At 70.1% G+C, this 21,874-nt stretch carries 2 protein-coding genes; both read right to left on the bottom strand.

Going from position 1 to position 21,874, the window contains the following annotated elements:
• Positions 1 to 18: 18 nt before the first annotated feature.
• Positions 19 to 18,525, bottom strand: a complete 18,507-nt coding sequence (locus R0232_RS25280) for a non-ribosomal peptide synthase/polyketide synthase (protein WP_431509836.1) — start codon at positions 18,523 to 18,525, stop codon at positions 19 to 21.
• On the bottom strand, positions 18,525 to 21,845 hold the full coding sequence (locus R0232_RS25285) for an amino acid adenylation domain-containing protein (RefSeq protein WP_431509837.1): 3,321 nt from the start codon (positions 21,843 to 21,845) through the stop codon (positions 18,525 to 18,527). Before R0232_RS25285 ends, R0232_RS25280 begins: the two co-directional genes overlap by 1 nt.
• Positions 21,846 to 21,874 lie beyond the last annotated feature (29 nt).

A 21,874-nucleotide genomic window follows, 5' to 3' on the forward strand; every position in this document is an offset into this window, starting at 1 on the left:
GCATCCGGTCGATCGCCGTCAGGCCGACACTTCGTTCGCCGCAGGCCGCCGAGCCGCCTGCAACGCCACGTCGACGCCCTCCAGCAACGCCTCGCTGCGAACGATCTCGAAATGGCCCAGCGCCAACTCGTGACACTCGACCGGCACGCGACCCAGTTGCCGCGTCAATGCCGCGCGCTCGGATGGCGCACGCCCGGTGATCCACCAGCAGTGCGACGCGCACCGCAGCGCCGAAAGTTCGTCGGCCCGCAGCGCGAGGCTCTTCAGGTGCCGGGCCACGGTGAAGATGCGCGCGAGTTCCTGGCTGCCAAGGGCCGCGTAGCCGACCTCGCCGGTCCTGGCAGCGCGCTCCTCCTTCACCAGCGCCAGCACGCGCTCGAGCGCCGCGGCCACGGCTTCCTCGCCCATCGCGCCGAGCCCGTTCGCTTCGACCACCGGCTCGACGGGGCGAAACTCGGACAGGACCGTCGCGACGAAATCGGCGAAATCCCGCTGGCCATCCCGCTCGCCACCGGCCTCCTTCGCGCGGTCGACCTGCACGTGCGGATCGACCAGCCCCAGGAAGCCGACCTCCTGCCCCTGCGCCTCGAACTCCGCGGCCATCGCGGCGGCCAGCGTACCGCCCAATGACCAGCCGAGCAGGTGAACCGGCCCTTCGGGCTGCACCTGCCTGACCATCCGGCAGTAGTCCTGCGCCATCTGTGCGATCGACACATCGCGGTGCGCCGCGTCGGTGAGGGAGCGACACGGCAGCCCGTAGACCGTGCGGCGGCCCTGGAGATGACTTGCGAGCGGGCGGTAATCGAAGATCGTGCCCATGCCCGCATGGATGCAGAACAACGGCGCCGTTCCCGCCGCCTCTCCATTCAGCGCCACCAGGCCGGTCTCGGGACGTGCCGGCTCGGTCGCGACCGAGCGCAGCAGGCCGGCGATGGTCGGCCAGCGCATCAGGTCGCGCAGCTTGAAGTCGAGCTTCGGATCGCGCAGGCGCCGTGTCTGCGCAATGACCTTCAAGCTCAGCAGCGAGTCGCCTCCCAGCTCGAAGAAGTTGTCGGTTTCGCCGACCTGAGCCACGCCCAGAACCTGCTGCCAGATCTCGGCAAGCTGCCGCGCCTGCGGAGTGGACGGCGGTACATGGACACGGTTCGCGTCACCCGCCTCGGGCGCCGGCAGCGCGCGCCGGTCGAGCTTGCCGCTCACGAGCCGCGGCAGGCTGGCGAGCACGACCACATGCCCCGGCACCATGTACTCGGGAAGACTCTCGCCGAGCAGTTGCCGGATCCGCGCTGCCCATTGCGGCGGAATGTCGCCCTCCTGCGCCACCACGTAGCCAACGAGCTGCCGCCCCGCAGCCCCGTCGTGGGTGACCACCGCCGCCTCGCGAACGCCGGGAATGGAGAGCAGCCTCGCTTCGATCTCGCCCAGCTCGATGCGGAAGCCGCGCACCTTGACCTGGTTGTCGACCCGGCCGATGTACTCGACGTTGCCGTCGCCCATCCAGCGCACCAGGTCTCCGGTGCGGTACAGGCGGCTGCCGGCCGGGCCGAAGGGATCGGCCACGAAGCGTTCCGCCGTCAGTGCGCTGCGGCCGAGATAACCCCGCGCGAGGCCATAGCCACCGATGTAGAGCTCACCGGCCACGCCCTCCGGAACCGGCTGCATGTCCGCGTCCAGCACATAGGCCGTGCGCTCGCCCACGGGCCGGCCGATCGGCGCGTAGGCGCACTCGAAGGTCCGGCTGGCTTCGGCTCGCCAGATCAGTGGCGTCACCACCGTCTCCGTCGGCCCATAGCCGTTGATGAGCATCTGCGGCTTCAGGTGCAGGCGCACCTTGTCGTACGCGGCCTTCGGCATGGCCTCGCCACCGAACACGTAGAGCTCCACGGGAGGCGCATCGTCGCGCGGCGCGGCCCAGTCGGCGATCTGATTCAGGTAGGCCGGCGGGAAGGCGGCGGTCGTGACGCCGTAGCGGTGCAAGGCCTCGTAGGTCTGCTCCGCCGTCCACAGTTCGTTGTCCCGCAACGCCAGGCCGGCCCCCACGCACAGCGGCGTCAGCCAGCGCTCATGCGCTCCGTCGAACGAGAAGGACATGAAGTGCAGTTCGCACGAATGCGAAGCGAGGCCGTATATCTGCGCCGTCGCCAGGCAATGCATCGCCAGCGGCCCGTGCGTCACGGCCACCCCCTTGGGCATGCCGGTCGAGCCCGAGGTGTAGATCACATAGGCAAGGTTGTCGACGTCCACGGTGGTCGCAGGATCGGCGGCGTTCAGCGCCTCGATGGCCAGGCCCTCGAGCAGGAGCTGCGGCACGGCGGTCTGCGGCAGGCGCGGCTGCACGCTGTTCTGCGTGATCAGCAACGTGGCACCGCTGTCCTGCAGCATGAACGCCAGCCGGTCGGCGGGATAGGCCGGGTCCAGCGGCACATAGGCGCCGCCGGCTTTCAGCACCGCCAGCAGGGCAACGATCGTGTCGAGCGATCGCTCCAACGCCACGGCCACCAGCCGGTCCGGCCCCACGCCGAGGCCGACCAGGTGATGCGCGAGTCGGTTGGCTCGTGCATTGAGCTGGGCGTAGCTCATCTCGTCGTCGCCCAGCAGCAAGGCGATCGCCTCGGGACGCTCGCGTGCCTGCCGTTCGATCAGGCGATGCACCATGCCGCGCTCGGCCGGCGCATCGAGCGCTTCGGTACGTCCGAGCGCCAGCACCGCCGTCTCCAGCGAGGAGTCCAGCCAGCCCAGTTCACCCACCGGGCGCGAGGCACCGGTCGCCATGCGGCGCAGCAGATGCTCCATCTGCTGACGCTGTGCCTGCACGGTGGCGTCGTCGAAGGACTGCCGTGCGTAGCAATACTCGATCTCCAGCGCATCGCCCACCGTGACCTGCAAGTCCATCGCATAGCCGGTCAGACCGCCGCTGGACGCGCTGCCGAATTCCAGGCCGAAGCGATCGAGTTGCTTCATGGCCGCGTCGATGGGGAAGTTCTCGAACACGATGATGCTGTCGAACAGCGGCCGGCCGGCCGAGCCGGTCCAGCGCTGGACATCGGCCAGCGCCGAATGCTCATAGTCCCGCGCGCGCAGATTCTTTTCCTGCACCGCGCGCAGGTAGTCACCCACACTCTGCTTCGCAAGCGGCGTGACCCCGATCGGTATGGTGTTGATGAACAGGCCCATCATGTCTTCGGCACCGTGCAGGCTGGCCGGGCGTCCGGCCACGGTGGCGCCGAAGATCACATCCTCGCGCTCGGTATGGCGCTGCAGGAGCAACGCCCAGGCCGCTTGCACGAGCGTGTTCATGGTCACGCGCTCGCGCTGCGCGAAGCGCTGCAGGCTCGCCGTCTCCTCCGCGCCGATGCGCGTGTAGATCTTCTCGTAGCCCTCGCGCCCACCGGCATCGCGGTTCGGGTCCGCCAGCAGCGTCGGGCCGTCATGGCGCGCGAGTTCCGATTTCCAGAAGTCCTCCGCCAGGCTGGCGTCCTGACGCTGCAACCAGCGCACATAGTCACCATAGAGCGGCAACGCCGCCGACGGCGTCTCCCCCGCGTAGTGCTGCAGCCACTCGCCCATCAGGCGAGAGTCGGTCCATCCGTCGGAAAGGATGTGATGGTGGGTCCACACCAGTTGATGACGCTGGTCGTCCAGCCGGATGAGGCTGACGCGCGCCAGCGGAGGCCGCAGCCAGTCGATGGGCTGTACCAGTTCCTGCTCCTCGTGCGCCGCCAGTCGCTCCCGGACATCGGCCGCGCCGCGCCAATCGAGGCGCGTGAGCCGTGCCGTGGCCTGTCGCAACACGAGCTGCAGCGGCCGCTTCATGCCCGCCTGCCAGAGGAAGCAGGTGCGCAGCATGGCATGGCGCTCGACCATGGCCTGCCAGGCCTGCTCGAAGCGTTCGGCGTCGATATGGCCGACCTCCACGCTGAGCTGGTTCACGTAGAGGCCCGAGCCCTGTGCCTCCATTGAATGGAAGAACATGCCTTCCTGTGTCGGCGCCAGCGGGTAGACATCCTCGACCGTGTCGGCATCGAACGGCAGGTCCCTCAGCATTCGCGGGTCCAGGAAATCCTGGAGCCTGCCGCGCGCGACCGGAGCCTCGTCGCCGGCGGCCGTCGTCTCCGGCATCGCCACGGCCACTTCGGCAAGGCGAGCGACCGTTTGGCGCTCGAACAACTGTCGCGGCGTAAGCCCCAGGCCGACACGTTGCGCCCGCGTGACGATCTGCAGGCTCAGGATGGAATCGCCGCCGAGCTCGAAGAAGTTGTCCCCGCGCCCCACGCGCTCCACACCCAGCACCTGCGCCCACACCGCCGCCAGCGCCTCCTCCGTCTCCCCCCGCGGCGCCTCGTACGCCTGCGTACCCGCGCGCTCGGGCTCCGGCAGCGCCTTGCGGTCCACCTTCCCGTTCGCATTCAGCGGCAGCCCCTGCGCCATCACCACCCACGCCGCCGGCACCATGTACTCCGGCAGCACCGCCCCCAGGCCCGCCTTCAGCTCGTCCGCATCCAGCTCCTGCCCCGCCTGCGGCGACACATACGCCACCAGCCGCGCACCGCCCACCCCCTCCCTGGCCAGCACGATCGCCTCGCGCACCCCCGCCTGGCCCAGCAACTGCCCCTCGATCTCCCCCAGCTCGATGCGGAAACCCCGGATCTTCACCTGGTGGTCGATGCGCCCCAGGTACTCCAGCTGGCCGTCGTTGCGCCAGCGCACCAGGTCTCCCGTGCGGTACAGCCGCTCGCCCTGCCGCCCGAACGGGTCCGCGATGAAGCGCTCCGCGCTCAGCCCCGCCCGGTTGCCGTAGCCGCGCGCCAGCCCCCCGCCCGCCACGTACAGCTCGCCCGCCACGCCCACCGGCAGCCGGTTGAGCTCGCCGTCCAGCACATGCATGCCCAGGTCGGGAATGGCGATGCCCACGGGACTGCGCTGCCCCTCCCGAAGGTCCGCCCGCGTGATCGGCCGGTAGGTCACGTGCACCGTGGTCTCGGTGATGCCGTACATGTTGATCAGCCGCGGGCTCGCGTCGCCGTAGCGCTCCATCCAGGGCCGCAGGCTCTCGGGCTCCAGTGCCTCGCCGCCGAAGATCACGCAGCGCAGCGCCAGGCGCTCGCCCGTGTCCAGCGACGGTGCGTGAACGAGCTGCCCGAAGGCCGAGGGCGTCTGGTTGAGCACCGTGACCTTCTGGCTGCGCAACAGCGCCAGGAAGTCGTCCGGCGAACGGCTCACCCAGTACGGCACCACCACCAGCCGCCCGCCCGTGCACAGCGCACCGAAGATCTCCCACACCGAGAAGTCGAAGGCGTAGGAGTGGAACAGCGTCCACACGTCCTCGGGACCGAAGCCGAACCACGGCTCTGTCGCGCCCAGCAGGCGCGCGACGTTGCGGTGGCACAGCTGCGCGCCCTTGGGCCGCCCCGTCGAGCCGGAGGTGTAGATCACGTAGGCCAGGTTGTCGGCGTGCACCGCCACCCCGGGATTGGTCGCCGGCTCGCCGGACACGTCCAGCGTGTCGAGTTCGAGCATGCGCAGGCCCTCGCGAGCCTCGATGCAATCGCGCACGCCGCTGTGGGTCAGCAGCAGCGAGATCGCGCTGTCCTCGACCATGTACGCCAGGCGCTCGGGCGGGTACTTCGGGTCCAGCGGCACGTACGCTCCACCGGCCTTCAGGATCGCCAGCAGCCCCACCACCATCTCCAGCGAACGCTCCACCGCCAGGCCCACCCGGCTCTCGGGCCTCACCCCCAGTGCGATCAGCCGGTGCGCAAGGCGGTTCGCCCTCGCGTTCAGCTCGCCGTAGCTCAGCGACTCATTCTCATACACCACCGCCTGCGCACCCGGGCGCAACAGCGACTGCGCCTCGATCATCCGATGCACCGCGACCGTGTCGGCGATGCGCAGCGGCGCCTGGCCCTGCAGCTGCGCATGCTCCCGCGCGCTCAGCACATCGAGTGCCAGCACGCGTTGCTCCGGCTGGTGAAGCAATGCCTCGACGAGTCCTTGCAGAGCGGCATGCATGTAGTCGCACAGGCGCTGCGCGCCAAGCGGCCGTACGGCCTGGCCGACCAGCTCGAAGCCGTTGCCCAGATCGTCCACGTTCATCGCGAACGGATAGTTGGTCCGTTCCTCGGCGCCGAGCACCTCGACGCCGTCCCATCCCTTCACCTCGCCGGTGTCCGGCTCCGCGCGTGGCGTGTGGCGATAGTTCAGCAGCGCCGAGAACAGAGGCGCACCGCCCGACAGCGCACTGCAGCGCTGTGCCAGCGAGAGGCTCGCATGCTCGTGGTGCATCAGGCCGGTCAGGGCCTCGTGAGTTTCCTTCAGGCTGCCGAGCACGCTCCGCGAGCGCATGCGCACGCGCACGGGCAGGGTGTTGATGAACATGCCGAGCGCGCGCTCGGCGCCCTCGCCGCCGTGCATGCGGCCGAACAGCACGGTGCCGAACACCACGTCGTCCCTGCCCGTGGTCCGGGCCAGCACCAGCGCCCAGGCCAGATGGAAGAGCGCGGCGGCACCGACTCCGTGCCGCTGCGCCTGGCGCCGGATCTGCGCCGACAGCTCCGCCACCAACGGCACGCGCAGTTCCTCCACCGAGGTGCCGTCCCCCTGCACGTCGAGGATGTTGAAGGGGGCCGTCGGCTCCTCGACGTCGGCCAGCATCTTCGAGAAGAAGGCCTCGTGCTCGGCACGTCCCAGGCCCAGGCGGGCCTGCGCCACGTAGCGGCGGAACGGTACCGGCCTGGCCAGCTCGTCTTGCCGGCCCTGCTGGATCAACGCGATCTCCTCGATGATCAGTTCCACCGTCGTGTGGTCCAGCACCAGGTGATGGCACGGCAGCTGCAGCACCCAGCGATCGCCCTCGGGGTCATGCGCGGCAATGGCGCGGACCATGGGTGCTTGGCGCACGTCGATCCGGTAGCGGCGTGGATCGACGCAGGCCTGGAGGCGCTCGACCACGCCGCCTTGCGCCAGCGCGGCGTCCTCGACCTCATGCAGCCACTGCAATTGCAGGCGGGCTTCCCGGCAGACCACCTGCACCGGTTCGTCGAGCTGCTCCCACAGCACCGCCGTGCGCAGGATGTCGTGCCGCGCGATGACCTGGTTGAAGCTCTCGATGAACTGCGTGAGCCGCGTCTCGCTGTCGAAGGCCAGCAGGCACAGCGTGACGTAGGCATCGCCCTCGGATTGCAGAAGGTGGTGAAACAGAATCCCCTCCTGCAGGGGCGCCAGCGGGTAGATGTCCTGGATGTTCGCCGCGCCGCCCGCCACGGTCGCCTCGATGCGCCGGATCCGCTCGGCGTCGAGCGTCACCAGCGGGAGCATGTCGGAGCGGATGGCCGTACAGCCCGCGGGAATGCCATTCGGAGGCACCGCGATCTCGCTCGGCGCCGCCGCCTGCGCCTCGGCCACGGCCGCTGCGAAGTCCGCCAGCCTCGGGTTCTGGAACAGGGTCCGCACATCCACGCGCCAGCCTTGCCGGCGCATGCGTTCCAGCACCTGGATGGCCAGCAGCGAATGCCCCCCGAGTTCGAAGAAGCTGTCTCCACGGCCAACACGTGCCACGCCCAGCACATCGCGCCAGATATCGGCAAACGCCTCCTCCATGGCGCCCTGCGGCGGCTCATGGACGTCCTCGCCCACCGTTGTTTCCAGCGGCGGCAGCGCCTTGCGCTCCACCTTGCCGTTGGGGTTCAGCGGCAGGGCGGCAAGCACCACGATCGCGCCGGGCACCATGTAGTCCGGCAATGCGCTCGCGAGCGCGGACCGGATTTGCTGCGGGTCGAGGGCACCCGCACCCGACGTTTCGCCGGCCACGTAGCCGACGAGCCGCGCGCCCGCCGGCCCCTCGAGCGCCACCACCACCGCCTCGCGCACACCGGGCTGCGCCAGCAGGCCCGCCTCGATCTCACCGAGCTCGATGCGGAAGCCCCGCACCTTCACCTGGTGGTCCACGCGCCCCAGGTATTCGAGGTCGCCGCGCACATTCCAGCGCGCGATGTCGCCGGTGCGGTACAGGCGCCCGCCCGCCGCGGCCGTGCCGTCCGGTCCGCCGAACGGATCGGCCACGAAGCGTTCGGCAGTCAATGCCGGGCGGCCGTGGTAGCCGCGGGCCAGCAGCTCTCCGCCGATATAGAGCTCCCCCGCCACGCCAGGCGGCACGCACCGCAGTTCCGCGTCCAGCACATGGAGCTGGCGCCCGCCCAACGGCTGGCCGATGGGCATCTGCGCCGGCAGGGCCTCGTCGCCCGCGAGATACGCGCTGCAGTCATGGCCCGTGGCGCTGACCACCGCCTCGGTGGGACCGTAGGTATTCAACAGCCTGATATGGCCCATGCCGGCCTCGCGCCACGCCTTGACGCCTTCGGTCGGCATCGCTTCGCCGCCGGCTTGTATCTGACGCAGGTCGCCGTAGTCGCGCGGGCCGTGCCGCGCAAAGTCCTGCACCAGCAGGCTCCAGTAGGCCGTGGGCAGATCCGCGATGCTGATGCGGCGCGCGATGAGCTCTCGGTAAAAGGTTTCGCTGTCCCACAGCACCGGACCGCGCAGCACGATGGCCGCGCCAGCCATCAGCGGCGGAAAGACCTGCTCGACGAAACCGTCGAAATTGATGGTCGAGAACTGCAGCATCCGGTCGCGCGGGCCGAGTCCGAACAGCCCCATGGCCACGCGGCCGTGCTCGGCCAGCGCGGTGTGCGCGATGCCGATGCCCTTCGGCCGGCCCGTGGAGCCGGAGGTGTAGATGACGTAGGCCAGATGATGCCCATGCAGGGCGACCTGGGGGTCGTGCGCGGGCTGGCCTTCCAGGTCGAGCGTGTCGATCTCGAGAACGTCGAGCGCCTGGCCGCCCGTGGCGGCCCTCGCCATGCGCTGCACGAGACGGCGCTGGGTGAGCAGTAGCGAGATGGCACTGTCCTTGACCATGTAGGCCAGCCGGTCCGCAGGGTACTCAGGGTCCAGCGGGACGTAGGCTCCACCGGCCTTGAGGATGCCCAGCAGCCCGACGATCATGTCCGCGGAACGCTCCACGGCAAGGCCGACCCGGACATCGGGCCCCACGCCGAGGCTTCGCAGATGATGCGCGAGGCGGTTGGCCTTGCCGTTCAGTTCGCCATAGGTCCATTGGGCTTCGCCGTGGACCAGCGCCAGCGCATCGGGCTGCCGCGCCGCCCACTGCTCGAACTGCCTGTGCGCGCTCTCTCCCAGGCCGTGATGCTCGGGGTTCGTGCCCCACTGCGCGAGCTGGCGCTGCTGCGCGGGCTCCAGCATCTCGAGGGCGTGCAACGTGCGGCCGGCGTCCAGCGTCAAGGCCTCGAGCAGTCGCGCCAGATGCCGCGCGATGTCCGCCACGGCCCCGTCGCCGATCAGCGCACGGTGGTAGTCGAACTGCAGCATCAACGTCTGCGCCACCTCGACCATCACGGTCAACGGATAGTGGGTCTCGTCGCGCTGCGCGACCACGGTGGCCGCGACGCCGTCCGGCAGCGCCTCCCGCATGGCCTGGTCGACAGGGTAGTTCTCGAACACCAGGATCGTGTCGAACAGGCCGGGTCCGCTCTGATCCACCCAGCGCTGAATCTCGTAGAGCGGCGTGTGCTCGTGCTCCCGCGCCTCCAGGTTCCGGGCCTGCAGCGCGCGCAGCCAGTCGCCCACGCTCTGCGCCACGCGCGGCGTGCAGATCACCGGCAGCGTGTTGATGAACAGGCCCAGCATCCGCTCCGAGCCGGCCAGCTCGCCGGGACGCCCCGCCACCGTGGAGCCGAAGGTCACGGTCCGCTGGCCGGTGTAGCGCTGCAACAGCAAGGCCCAGGCCGCCTGCACCAGCGTGTTCATCGTGACCCGCTCGCGTTTGGCGAACTCGGCGAGCCGCCGCGTCGCCTCGGCATCGAAGCCGTGGTGGACGCTGCCGTGGCCGGCCGCCGTCGTGCTCCGGGGCAGCGCGTCGGCCAGGCGCGTGGGACCTTCGACATGCCGCAGTTCGCCGCGCCAGTAGCTCTCGCTGGCCCCGGCGCTCTGCGCCTGCAGCCAGCCGATGTAATCGCGATAGCGGCCGGCGATCGCGGGCAATGGCTGCCGGCCATAGTGGCGCAGCACCTCGCCCATGAGCTGGGACGTGCTCCAGCCGTCGAGCAGCAGGTGATGCACCGTCCAGATGAAATGATGTTGCGACGGGCCGGTGCGCACCAGCAACAGCCGCATCAACGGCGGTCGGGCCAGGTCGAAACGCTGCGACATCTCGGCCTCGGCCAGCGCGCCGAGCGCCTCGCCCGGCGCTCGACGGTCGCTCCAATCGTGCTCGCGCCAAGGCAACGCCGCATGGCGGCTCACCCATTGCAGCGGACGGCGTTCCTGCGGCAGGAAGCCGGTGCGCAGCACCTCATGGCGCGGAAACACCGCTTCCCACGCGGCCCGAAAGCGCTGCGCGTCGAGACCGTCGAGGTCCACGCGCAGCTGCGTCAGGTAGGCCGTGCCCTCGGGTTCGTAGAAGCTCTGGAACAGCATGCCCGCCTGCATCGGAGACAGGGGATAGAGGTCCGCGAGGTCTTCGCGCGGCATCGGCAACCGGTCGAGTTCCGCCTGGCCGATTCCCGCCAACGGAAAGTCCGAAGGCGTGACGCCGGAAACTCCGCTGGTGCAATGCGCAATCAGGTCCTCCAGCTCCGACTGGAACCGTTGCACCCATGCCTGCACCGCCTCGCGCGCGTGCCGCGCGCGGCTGAAGCTCACGCTCAGCGCCAGCTCGCCGTCGTAGACCTGCCCGTTCACCGAGAACTCGTGTTCGCGCGGCACGGCTTCGTCGACCGAGGCACCGGCCGACTCCGCGGCCGGCACCCACGGCGCCTGCTCGTCGAAGCTGCCGTCGAACTGCCCCAGGTAGTTGAAGACGACCTGCGCGCGCGGCACCGCCTGCAGGGCCTGCTGCTGCGCATTGCTGCCCATGTGCCTGAAGATGCCGTAGCCCAATCCCTTGTTCGGGACTTGGCGCAGGCTCTCCTTGACGCGGCGGATCGCCTCGCCGGGCTCGCCCAGCGGCTCGATCGCCACCGGGAACAGGCTGGTGAACCAGCCCACCGTGCGCGACAGGTCGACCGGATCGAAGAGGTCTTCGCGGCCGTGTCCTTCGAGGTCGATCAGCACCGAGGCGTGACCGCTCCATGCGCACAGCGCACGGCCGAGCGCCGTCAACAACAGGTCGTTGACCTGCGTGCGATAGGCCGCCGGCGCATCCTTCAACAGCGCCTGAGTCCGGACGCGGTCGAGCCGCAATTCGATGCTCTCCATGTCGGCCGTGCGATTGCCCGCCTCGGGGTCGGCACAGGGCAACGCGACCGGTGTCCCGGCCAGCGAGCGCCAGAACGCAAGCTCCTCGTCATGCGCCGCCGCATAGACCTGCAGCGCGAGCGCCATCTCCTTGTAGCTGCTGGTCTTCGCCGGCAGCACCACGGGTTCGCCGGCGCGGCACTGCGCGTAGGCCGTCTGCAGGTCTTCCAGCAGGATGCGCCACGACACGCCGTCGACCGCCAGGTGATGGATCGCCAGCAACAGGCGCCAGCCGCCATCCGGGGTTTCGATGGCCAGCGCGCGGATCAACGGGCCCTGCCCGATGTCCAGGCTGCGCTGCGCCTCGTCGCACAGACGTTCGATCTCCGCCGCATCGCGGGCTTTCCGCACCCACAGCACGGTCTGCGTTTCGCATTCGGACAAGGGCGCATAGGCCTGGCGCCATGCACCCCCGGCCTCCTGCGTGAAGCGCAGGCGCAAGCTGTCGTGGTGGCGCACCAGCGCGGCCAGGGCTTGCTCCAGCGAGGCCGGATCCAGCGGCTCGCGGCTTTGCAGCAGCACGGCCTGGTTCCAGTGGCGCGAAGGCATCGCCTGCGCGAAGAACGCCGCCTGGATCGGCAGCAGCGGCACGGCCCCTTCGGCCGGCGCGCGACCGTGCGGGCCCGATGCCGCCACGGGTTCGGCCACCGTCGCGAGTTGCGCCACGGTCTGCCGCTCGAACAGCTGGCGCGGCGTGAGCTTCCACCCCGCCTGCCGCGCGCGCGCGACGATCTGCAGGCTCAGGATCGAATCGCCACCCAGCTCGAAGAAGTTGTCGCCGCGCCCCACCCGAGGCACGCCGAGCACGGCCGCCCAGATCCCGGCCAGCATCTGCTCGACATCGCCTTGCGCATCCTCGTGCTGGTCCGCCCCCGGGAAAGTCGGCTCCGGCAACGCCGCGCGGTCGACCTTGCCCGCGCCGTTGAGCGGCAGCGCATCCATGACGACGATCGCGACCGGCACCATGTAGTCGGGCAACACCTGTCCCAGCCGTTCGCGCAGGATCCGCGCGTCGATCACCTCGCCCGGCAGTGGGGCCACGTAACCCACCAGCCGTGCGCCGCTCGCACCCTTGCGCGCCACGACCACGGCCTCCTGAACTTCGGGCTGCGCGAGAAGCTGCGCCTCGACCTCGCCCAGCTCGATGCGGAAGCCTCGGATCTTCACCTGGTGGTCGATGCGGCCCAGATACTCCATCTGTCCATCCACCCCCCAGCGCACGAGGTCGCCGGTGCGGTAGAGCCGCCCGCCCTTGTCGGCGAACGGGTCCGCCACGAAACGCTCCGCACTCAGGCCGGCACGGTTGAGGTAGCCGCGCGCGAGGCCCTCGCCACCCAGGTAGAGTTCGCCGGCCACGCCCGGCGGCACCAGGGACAGGCCCGCGTCCAGCACGTACGCTGTGCGGTCGCCGACCAGCCGCCCGATGGGCATGTAGGCGCTGTCGAAACCGGTGCCGTCCTCGGCTTTCGCGATCATCGGCGTGATGACGGTCTCGGTCGGGCCGTAGCCGTTGATGACGCGACGCGGCTTCAGCACCTTCTGCACGAGCTCGAGGCTGGTGCGCGGCATCGCCTCGCCACCCACCGTGTACGAACGGATGGGCAGCGCGCTCGCCGACTCCCCCATCAGCTCGGCGATCTGGTGCAGGTAGCTCGGCGTGAAGCAGGCGATGGTGATGCCGTGCCGCTCGATCTCGGCGCAGGTGCGCTCGACCGACCACACCTCCTCGTCGCGCGGCATCAGCGCGCTGCCGAAGACCAGCGGAACCCAGGTGCGCTCGTGCGCGCCGTCGAAGCTGATGGAGGCGAACTGCAGCTCGCGGTCGTCCGGCGTCATGCCGTAGGCCTCGCCGATGGACTGCACGTGCATCGACAGCGGCCCGTGCGCCACGGCCACGCCCTTGGGCTTGCCGGTGGAGCCGGAGGTGTAGATCACGTAGGCCAGATGTTCGCCGTGCACCGGCACGCCCGGGTCGTGCGACGGCTCCGCGGCCAGGTCGAGCGCGTCGAGTGCCAGCTTGCGCGGCGCCGGAATCTTCCGGCCCGCCTCGCTGTTGGTCAGCAGCAGGCCGATGCCGCTGTCCTCCACCATGTAGGCCAGGCGGTCCAATGGATAGGTCGGATCCAGCGGCACGTAGGCGCCACCGGCCTTCAGGATGGCCAGCAGCGCGACGACCATGTCGGGCGAGCGCCGCACGGCAAGGCCGACCTTCGTCTCGGGCTCGACCCCCAGCGCGACCAGCCGGTGCGCCAGACGGTTGGCCTGTGCGTTCAGCGCGGCGTAGCTCAGTTGCAGTTCGCCGAAGATGAGTGCCGTCGCGTCCGGCCGCAGCGCGGCTTGCCGCTCCACCAGCCGGTGCACGGGCTCGGCATCGGGCCAGGCCGGGATGTTCGCGCCCCAGGCGCCGAGGCATTCGCGCTCCGATGCGGTGAGCAGGTCGAAGCCCGCCGCGGGCCGCGCCGAACCGGACACCAGTCCCTCGATCACGCGGCGCACCGCGGCCTGCATGTAGTCGCACACGCGCTGCGCGCCGACCGAGGCGTCGACCTGCGCGATCAGTTCGAAGCCATCCGCGCGATCGTTCACCGACATCGCGAACGGGTAGTTCGAGGACTCCTTGAAGCCCAGGTTGTCGATGCCGCTCCAGGCGGCCTCATGGCTCGCGTCGATTTCGCGGTGCGCGATGTGGCGGTAGTTGAGCAGCGTCGAGAACAGCGGCGTACCCTTGGGCAGGCCGCTGCATCGCTGCGCCAGCGACAGGTGCGCATGCTCGTGGTGCAGCAGGCCGGTCAGCGCGGCATGGGTTTCGCGCACGCAGTCGGCCACGCCCCGCGTGCCCAGGCGTACGCGCAGCGGCAGCGTGTTGATGAACATGCCCAGCGCGCGCTCGGCACCCTCGCCGCCCTGCATGCGGCCGAACAGCACGGTGCCGAACACCACGTCGTCCCTGCCCGTGGTCTTGGCCAGCACCAGCGCCCATGCCAGATGGAACAGCGTGGCGGCGCTCACACCCGTCCTGCGAGCCTGCCGCCGCAATTCCTCCGTCAGGTCGGCGTCGAGCAGCAGGCGGGCCTCGGTCAGCTCGCTGCCGTTGCCACGCACGTCGAGCAGGTCGAACGGTGCCGTGGGCTCGGTCACGTCGCCGAGCATGGCGCCGAAGAATTTCTCCGCCTCGGCCGGGCTCGCGCCGAAGCGCGCCTGGGCCACGAAGCGGCGGAACGGAACGGACGGCGACAGGGCGTCGCGCCGCCCCTGGAGGATCAACGCGATCTCCTCCACCAGCACCTCTTCCGAAGCATGGTCCAGCGCCAGATGGTGGCTGGGCACCTGGAGCAGCCAGCGGTCGTTGGCCGGGTCGTGCGCGGCAATGGCGCGCAGCATCGGCGCGCGGCGCACGTCGATGCGATAGTGCGCGGGATCGACATGGGCCTCGAGGCGCGCCGCGACGTCGCCCGCACCCTCGCCACCGCCCTCGAGCCACTGCACCTGCAACCCGGCCCGCCGGTACACCACCTGCACCGGTTCCGGCAGGCCCTCCCACAGCACCGCGGTACGCAGGATGTCGTGGCGTGCAACGACTTCGTCGAGGCTCGCGACAAAGCCCGCGAGCCTTGCCTCGCTGTCGAAGCTCAGCAGGAAGGAATTGACGTAGACGTCGCCCTCGGTCTGCATCAGGTGGTGGAACAGGATGCCTTCCTGCAGCGGCGCGAGCGGATAGATGTCCTGGATGTTGGCCGCACCGCCCGGCACGCTGGCCTCGATGCTGCGCAGGTGTTCGGGCAGGAGCTCGATCAACGCGAGCATGCCGGGCTCGATGGCGCGGCAGCCCTCGGGAATGCGGCTCTCGGAAGCGATGACCTGCGGCGCGGCCTCGGCACCGCCGCTGCCGGCGGGAGCGAGCGCCTGCGCGAATTCGGCCAGCCTGGGCTTCTGGAACAGGGTGCGCACCTCGACGCTCCAGCCCTGGCGCCGGATCCGCTCGAGCAACTGAATCGCCAGCAGCGAATGCCCGCCGAGCTCGAAGAAGTTGTCCCCGCGTCCCACGCGCTCCACGCCCAGCACCTGCGCCCACACCGCCGCCAGCGCCTCCTCCGTCTCCCCCCGCGGCGCCTCGTACGCCTGCGTACCCGCGCGCTCGGGCTCCGGCAGCGCCTTGCGGTCCACCTTCCCGTTCGCATTCAGCGGCAGCCCCTGCGCCATCACCACCCACGCCGCCGGCACCATGTACTCCGGCAGCACCGCCCCCAGGCCCGCCTTCAGCTCGTCCGCATCCAGCTCCTGCCCCGCCTGCGGCGACACATACGCCGCCAGCCGCGCACCGCCCACCCCCTCCCTGGCCAGCACGATCGCCTCGCGCACCCCCGCCTGGCCCAGCAACTGCCCCTCGATCTCCCCCAGCTCGATGCGGAAGCCCCGGATCTTCACCTGGTGGTCGATGCGCCCCAGGTACTCCAGCTGGCCGTCGTTGCGCCAGCGCACCAGGTCTCCCGTGCGGTACAGCCGCTCGCCCTGCCGCCCGAACGGGTCCGCGATGAAGCGCTCCGCGCTCAGCCCCGCCCGGTTGCCGTAGCCGCGCGCCAGCCCCCCGCCCGCCACGTACAGCTCGCCCGCCACGCCCACCGGCAGCCGGTTGAGCTCGCCGTCCAGCACATGCATGCCCAGGTCGGGAATGGCGATGCCCACGGGACTGCGCTGCCCCTCCCGAAGGTCCGCCCGCGTGATCGGCCGGTAGGTCACGTGCACCGTGGTCTCGGTGATGCCGTACATGTTGATCAGCCGCGGGCTCGCGTCGCCGTAGCGCTCCATCCAGGGCCGCAGGCTCTCGGGCTCCAGTGCCTCGCCGCCGAAGATCACGCAGCGCAGCGCCAGGCGCTCGCCCGCGTCCAGCGACGGTGCGTGAACGAGTTGGCCGAAGGCCGAGGGCGTCTGGTTGAGCACCGTGACCTTCTGGCTGCGCAACAGCGCCAGGAAGTCGTCCGGCGAACGGCTCACCCAGTACGGCACCACCACCAGCCGCCCGCCCGTGCACAGCGCACCGAAGATCTCCCACACCGAGAAGTCGAAGGCGTAGGAGTGGAACAGCGTCCACACGTCCTCGGGACCGAAGCCGAACCACGGCTCTGTCGCACCCAGCAGGCGCGCGACGTTGCGGTGGCACAGCTGCGCGCCCTTGGGCCGCCCCGTCGAGCCGGAGGTGTAGATCACGTAGGCCAGGTTGTCGGCGTGCACCGCCACCCCGGGATTGGTCGCCGGCTCGCCGGACACGTCCAGCGTGTCGAGTTCGAGCACGCGCAGGCCCTCGCGAGCCTCGATGCAATCGCGCACGCCGCTGTGGGTCAGCAGCAGCGAGATCGCGCTGTCCTCGACCATGTACGCCAGGCGCTCGGGCGGGTACTTCGGGTCCAGCGGCACGTACGCTCCACCGGCCTTCAGGATCGCCAGCAGCCCCACCACCATCTCCAGCGAACGCTCCACCGCCAGGCCCACCCGGCTCTCGGGCTTCACCCCCAGTGCGATCAGCCGGTGCGCAAGGCGGTTCGCCCTCGCGTTCAGCTCGCCGTAGCTCAGCGACTCATCCTCATACACCACCGCCTGCGCACCCGGGCGCAGCAACGACTGCGCCTCGATCATCGTGTGCAGCGGCCGCGCGCGAGCCCCCTCGCCCGGTTGTCGCACGCCGCTCCAGCGCTCCAGCTCCGAAGCCTCGGCGTCGGACAGCAGGTGCACGTCGCCCACGGCGCGCGCCGGATCGTCCGCCAGCGCCTCGAGCAGCGCAAGGTAGTGCGCGCCCATGCGCGCGATGGTCTCCCGGTCGAACAGTTCGCTCGCATAGACGAACTTCAGCCGCAGTTCGCCGGCCTCGTCCTGCACGGCATCGAGCGTCAGCTCGAACTGCGCGGCCTGCCCGCCCAGCGCATATGTCTTCGCCGAAAGCCCGGGCAGCGGTTGCGCGGCCTGCAGCCCGCCACCCTTGGCGTCGCGCTGGAAGTTCAGCATCACCTGGAACAGCGGGCCATGGCTCATGCTGCGTTCGGGCTGCAGTGCTTCGACCAGTTGCTCGAAGGGCAGATCCTGGTGCGCTTGCGCGCCGAGCGCGGCCTGCACCGCCTGCTCGAGCACCTGGCGCAGCGGCATGCGCGCGTCGATACGATTGCGCAGCACCTGCGTGTTGACGAAAAAGCCGACCACGCCTTCGGTTTCCACGCGGTGGCGGTTGGCCACGGGCACGCCCACGCGAATGTCGTCCTGCGCCGCATGGCGATGCAGCAGGGCCTGAAAGCCCGCGAGCAGCGCCATGAAGAGCGATGCGCCTTGCGCCTGTGCGCGCTGCTGCAGGCGCAGCGCCAGCGCCGCCGGCACCACCAGGCCATGGTGCGCGGCCCGGTAGCTGCCCTCGGCCTTGCGCGGATGGTCGGTGGGCAGTTGAAGCACCGGGTGCTCGGTGCCGAGCTGCTCGCGCCAGTAGTCGAGCTGCCTGTCGCGCTCGCCGGCCTCCATCCAGTGGCGTTGCCAGGTCGCGTAGTCGGCATATCCCACGGGCAGCACCGGCAGGGCGGACTCCCTCCCCTGCACGCCGGCGGCGTACAGCGCCATGAACTCATCGACGAGGATCTGCATCGACCAGCCGTCCGAGACGATGTGATGCATCACCACGACCAGCACGTGCTCGTTCGCGTCCAGGCGGATCACACTCACGCGCAGCAGCGGGCCGCGCGTGAGGTCGAAGGGCTGGCCGTTCACGCGGCCGGCTTCTTCCGCCGCCAGCGCTTCGCGACGCTCGGCGCCTTCGATGGCGCTCAGGTCGACCCGCGGAATATCCAGTACCGACGCCGGCATGACCACCTGCTCGGCCAGGCCGTCGTCCGTGGGCGCGAAGACCGTGCGTAACGACGCATGGCGCGCCACCAGGGCCTGGAATGCGGCATCCAGCGCGTCGATGTCGAGCGCGCCGCGCAGCCGCAGGCCGCCGCAGATGTGATAGGCCGTGCTCGCCGCATCGAGCTTCCAAAGGAACCACTGGCGGCGTTGCGCGTACGACAGCGTTCGCGCCTCGTCCGGCATGGCGCTGCCGGCCACGATGGGGAACTGCCCGATGCCCAGGCCTTCAGCCCGGATCTTCTGGAACACCGCGCGGCGTTGCTGCGCGGACAACTGCGCAAAGCGCTCGGCGATGCGTTGCGTCGTCGTGTTGCTGTTGTTGCTGCTGCTGCTCATCAAACCTCTCCCAAACTGTCGATGAAGGAGTCGACGGCCGAAAGCGCGTCGTCGGCGCCTCCCTGGAGGGCCGAAGCTCCGGTGCGCGACGCCACGTCCTTGAGGACCGGGTGGCGGAATACGTCCTGGATGGCGATGTCGGCCCGCATCGCGGACTGGACGCGCGCCACCATCTGGACCGCCAGCAACGAATGGCCGCCGAGGTCGAAGAAACTGTCGTGCCGCCCCACCCTGTCGAGGCCCAGCACCTGCGCCCAGATGGCCGCGAGCGCCTGTTCCACATCGCCTTGCGGTGCTTCGTAGACCTGTTGCGTGCCCTGCGCCAGCTCGGGCAGCTGCTTGCGGTCGACCTTGCCATTCACATTCAGCGGCAGTGCCGGCAGCACGGCGATGGCCGCGGGCACCATGTATTCGGGCAGCACCTGCGCCAGCCGCATTCGCAGGCCAGCGGCGTCCACGTCCTGCCCGGACCGTGGCGACACGTAGGCCAGCAGCCGTGCGCCGCCCGCCCCCTCCTTCGCCACCGCCACGGCCTCGCGCACTTCCGGCTGCGCCAGCAGTTGGGCCTCGACCTCGCCGAGCTCGATGCGGAAGCCGCGGATCTTGATCTGGTGATCGACCCGGCTCAGGTAGTGCAGCCGGCCGTCGACGCTCCAACGCACGAGGTCGCCGGTGCGGTAGAGCCTGCCACCCGTCTCGTCGAACGGATCCGCGAGAAAGCGCTCGGCGCTCAGGCCCGCGCGATGCAGGTAACCGCGCGCCAGCCCCACGCCGCCGATGTAGAGCTCGCCCGCCACGCCACGTGGCACCGGCCGCAGCCCGGCGTCGAGCACGCGCAGCTGCGTCGCGGCGATGGCTTCGCCGATGCCGGGATGGCCATCCGCCACGCGCTGCGCGCTGGACCAGATGGTGGTTTCAGTCGGGCCGTACATGTTCCAGAGTTCGACGCCCAGGCCGTGCAGGTCGTCGGCCAGGTCGGGTTGCAGCGCCTCGCCGCCGCACAGGCCCTTGAACCCGCGCAAGGGTGCCGACGGCCAGCCCGCCGCGCGCAGCAGCCGCCAGCCTGCGGGCGTCGACTGCACGACGGTCGCGCCGCTGTCTTCCACCAGTCGCGCCAGCGCACGGCCGTCGCGCACCGTTTCCTGCGAAGCCAGCACGATGCGCGCACCGCAGCTCAGTGGCAGGTACAGCTCCAGCGCCGCGATGTCGAAGGACAGCGAGGTCACGGCCACCAGCACATCCTTCTGCGTCATGCCCGGCGCGGCCTGCATGCTGCGGATGAAGTGGGACAGCGCCTCGTGGCGCACCATCACGCCCTTGGGCTTGCCCGTGGAACCGGAGGTGTAGATGACGTAGGCGAGGTGCTCGGCATGCAGCGGCACATCGGGATCGTGCACCGGCTCGTTCGACAGATCGAGCGCGTCGACGGACAGCACGCGGAAGGCCGCGTCGACCGCGATGCGCGCCCTCAGGCTGTCCTGCGTCAACAGCAGCGACAGGCCGCTGTCGCTCGCCATGTAGGCCAGCCTGTCCTGCGGATGCTCCGGGTCCAGCGGCACGTACGCCGCGCCCGACTTGAGCACGGCCAGGACGCTCGCCACCATGCCGGCATTGCGCTCCATCACGATGCCGACCTGGGTCTCGGGCCCCGCGCCCGAGGCGATCAGCCGGTGCGCGAGCCGGTTGGCGCGCTCATTCAGCTGCGCGTAGGTCAGCGACTCCGCGCCGCACACCAATGCCACGGCCTCGGGATTCGAGCGGACCTGTTGCTCGATCAGCCGGTGCACGGGTTGCGCGTTCGCGAAGCGCAGCACGTTGAGGCCGCGCTGCGGCGCCCCGGGGCGCACCGGCTCGTCGTGCAGCGGCACGTCGCCCACCGCCTGCCCGGGCGCATCGGCCAGTGCCTGCAGCAGTGCCAGGTAGTGCCCGGCCATGCGCACGACGGTGCCGGGTTCGAACAGCTCGCGCGCGTAGCCGAAGACGGCCTTGATCCCTCCCTTCGAATCCTCGATGGCCGTGAGCGTCAGTTCGAACTGCGCGGCCTTCTCGCCGAGCGGGCAGCCCTCCATCCGCAGGCCCGGCAGCGTGCGCAACGCTTCGTAGCCGCCGCGCAGGTAGTTGAACATCACCTGGAACAGCGGCGAATGGCCCATGCTGCGCTCGGGCTGCAGGGCTTCGACCAACTGCTCGAAAGGCAAATCCTGGTGCGCCTGCGCGCCGAGCGCCGCCTCGCGGACACCCGCGAGCAATTGGGCGAACGGCATGCGGCCATGGACCCGCGCGCGCAGCACCTGCGTGTTGACGAAGAAGCCGATGACGCCCTCGGTCTCGGACCGGTTGCGGTTGGCCACCGGCACGCCCACGCGGATGTCCTCCTGCCCGGTGTAGCGGTGCAGCAGCGCCTGGAAGGCGGCGAGCAGCAGCATGAACGGCGTGGTGCCGCGCTCCTGCGTCTGGCGCCGCAGCGCCTGCGCCAGCGCGGCCGGCAGTTCGACGACATGGCTGGCCGCGACATAGCCGCCCTCGGACTTTCTCGGATGGTCGACCGGAAGCTGCAGCACCGGTTGCTCGGCGCCCAGTTGCTCGCGCCAATAGGCGAGCTGCCGCTCGCGCTCGCCCGCCTCCAGCCAGCGCCGCTGCCACGCGGCGTAGTCGGCGTACTGCACCGGCAGCGGCGACAGGCCGGGCGCGACGTCGCCCTCGGCGATGGCACGGTACTGCGCCACGAACTCGTCGACCAGGATCTGCATCGACCAGCCGTCCGACACGATGTGGTGCATCACCACCACCAGCATGTGCGCCTGTTCGCTCTCTCGGATCACGCTCAGGCGCAGCAGGGGGCCGCGCAGCAGATCGAAAGGCTCCCGGCTCACGCCGCGCGCGGCCTCACCGGCCAGCCCGGCGCGCAGCGCCTCGGGGGCGCCGCTCAGGTCGACGAGCGGAATCTCCAGCACGAGACTGGGCAGCACCACCTGCTCGGCCAGCCCGTCATCGCCGGCCCTGAACACCGTGCGCAGCGACTCGTGGCGCGCCACCAGCGCCTGGAACGCCGTCCTCAGCGCATCGACATCGAGCGCACCCTCGAGGCGCAATCCTTCCGCGATGTGATACGCGGTGCTGGCGGGGTCCAGCTTCCAGAGGAACCACTGGCGGCGCTGCGCGAAGGACAGCATCGCGCGGTCCGCGGCGTCGGTGCTCGGGACCAGCGCCGGCTCTCGCGCTTCGGATGCCGGCAGCCCCTTCAGGCGGCTCGCCAGCAGGGCTTGCTGCGCCGGCGTGAGGCCGGCGCGTCGATCGGACAGTTTTCGGGATGTGGACATGGGGTGAGGAAGATTCGGTCTGCGCGATA

The organism is Variovorax sp. DAIF25, from assembly GCF_050711835.1.
In the GTDB taxonomy this organism is placed as follows: Bacteria; Pseudomonadota; Gammaproteobacteria; order Burkholderiales; family Burkholderiaceae_C; genus Variovorax.

Coding starts and splice junctions, on each gene's coding strand:
- R0232_RS25280 (WP_431509836.1), bottom strand. CDS start 18,525: ATGAGCAGCAGCAGCAACAACAGCAACACGACGACGCAACGCATCGCC.
- R0232_RS25285 (WP_431509837.1), bottom strand. CDS start 21,845: ATGTCCACATCCCGAAAACTGTCCGATCGACGCGCCGGCCTCACGCCG.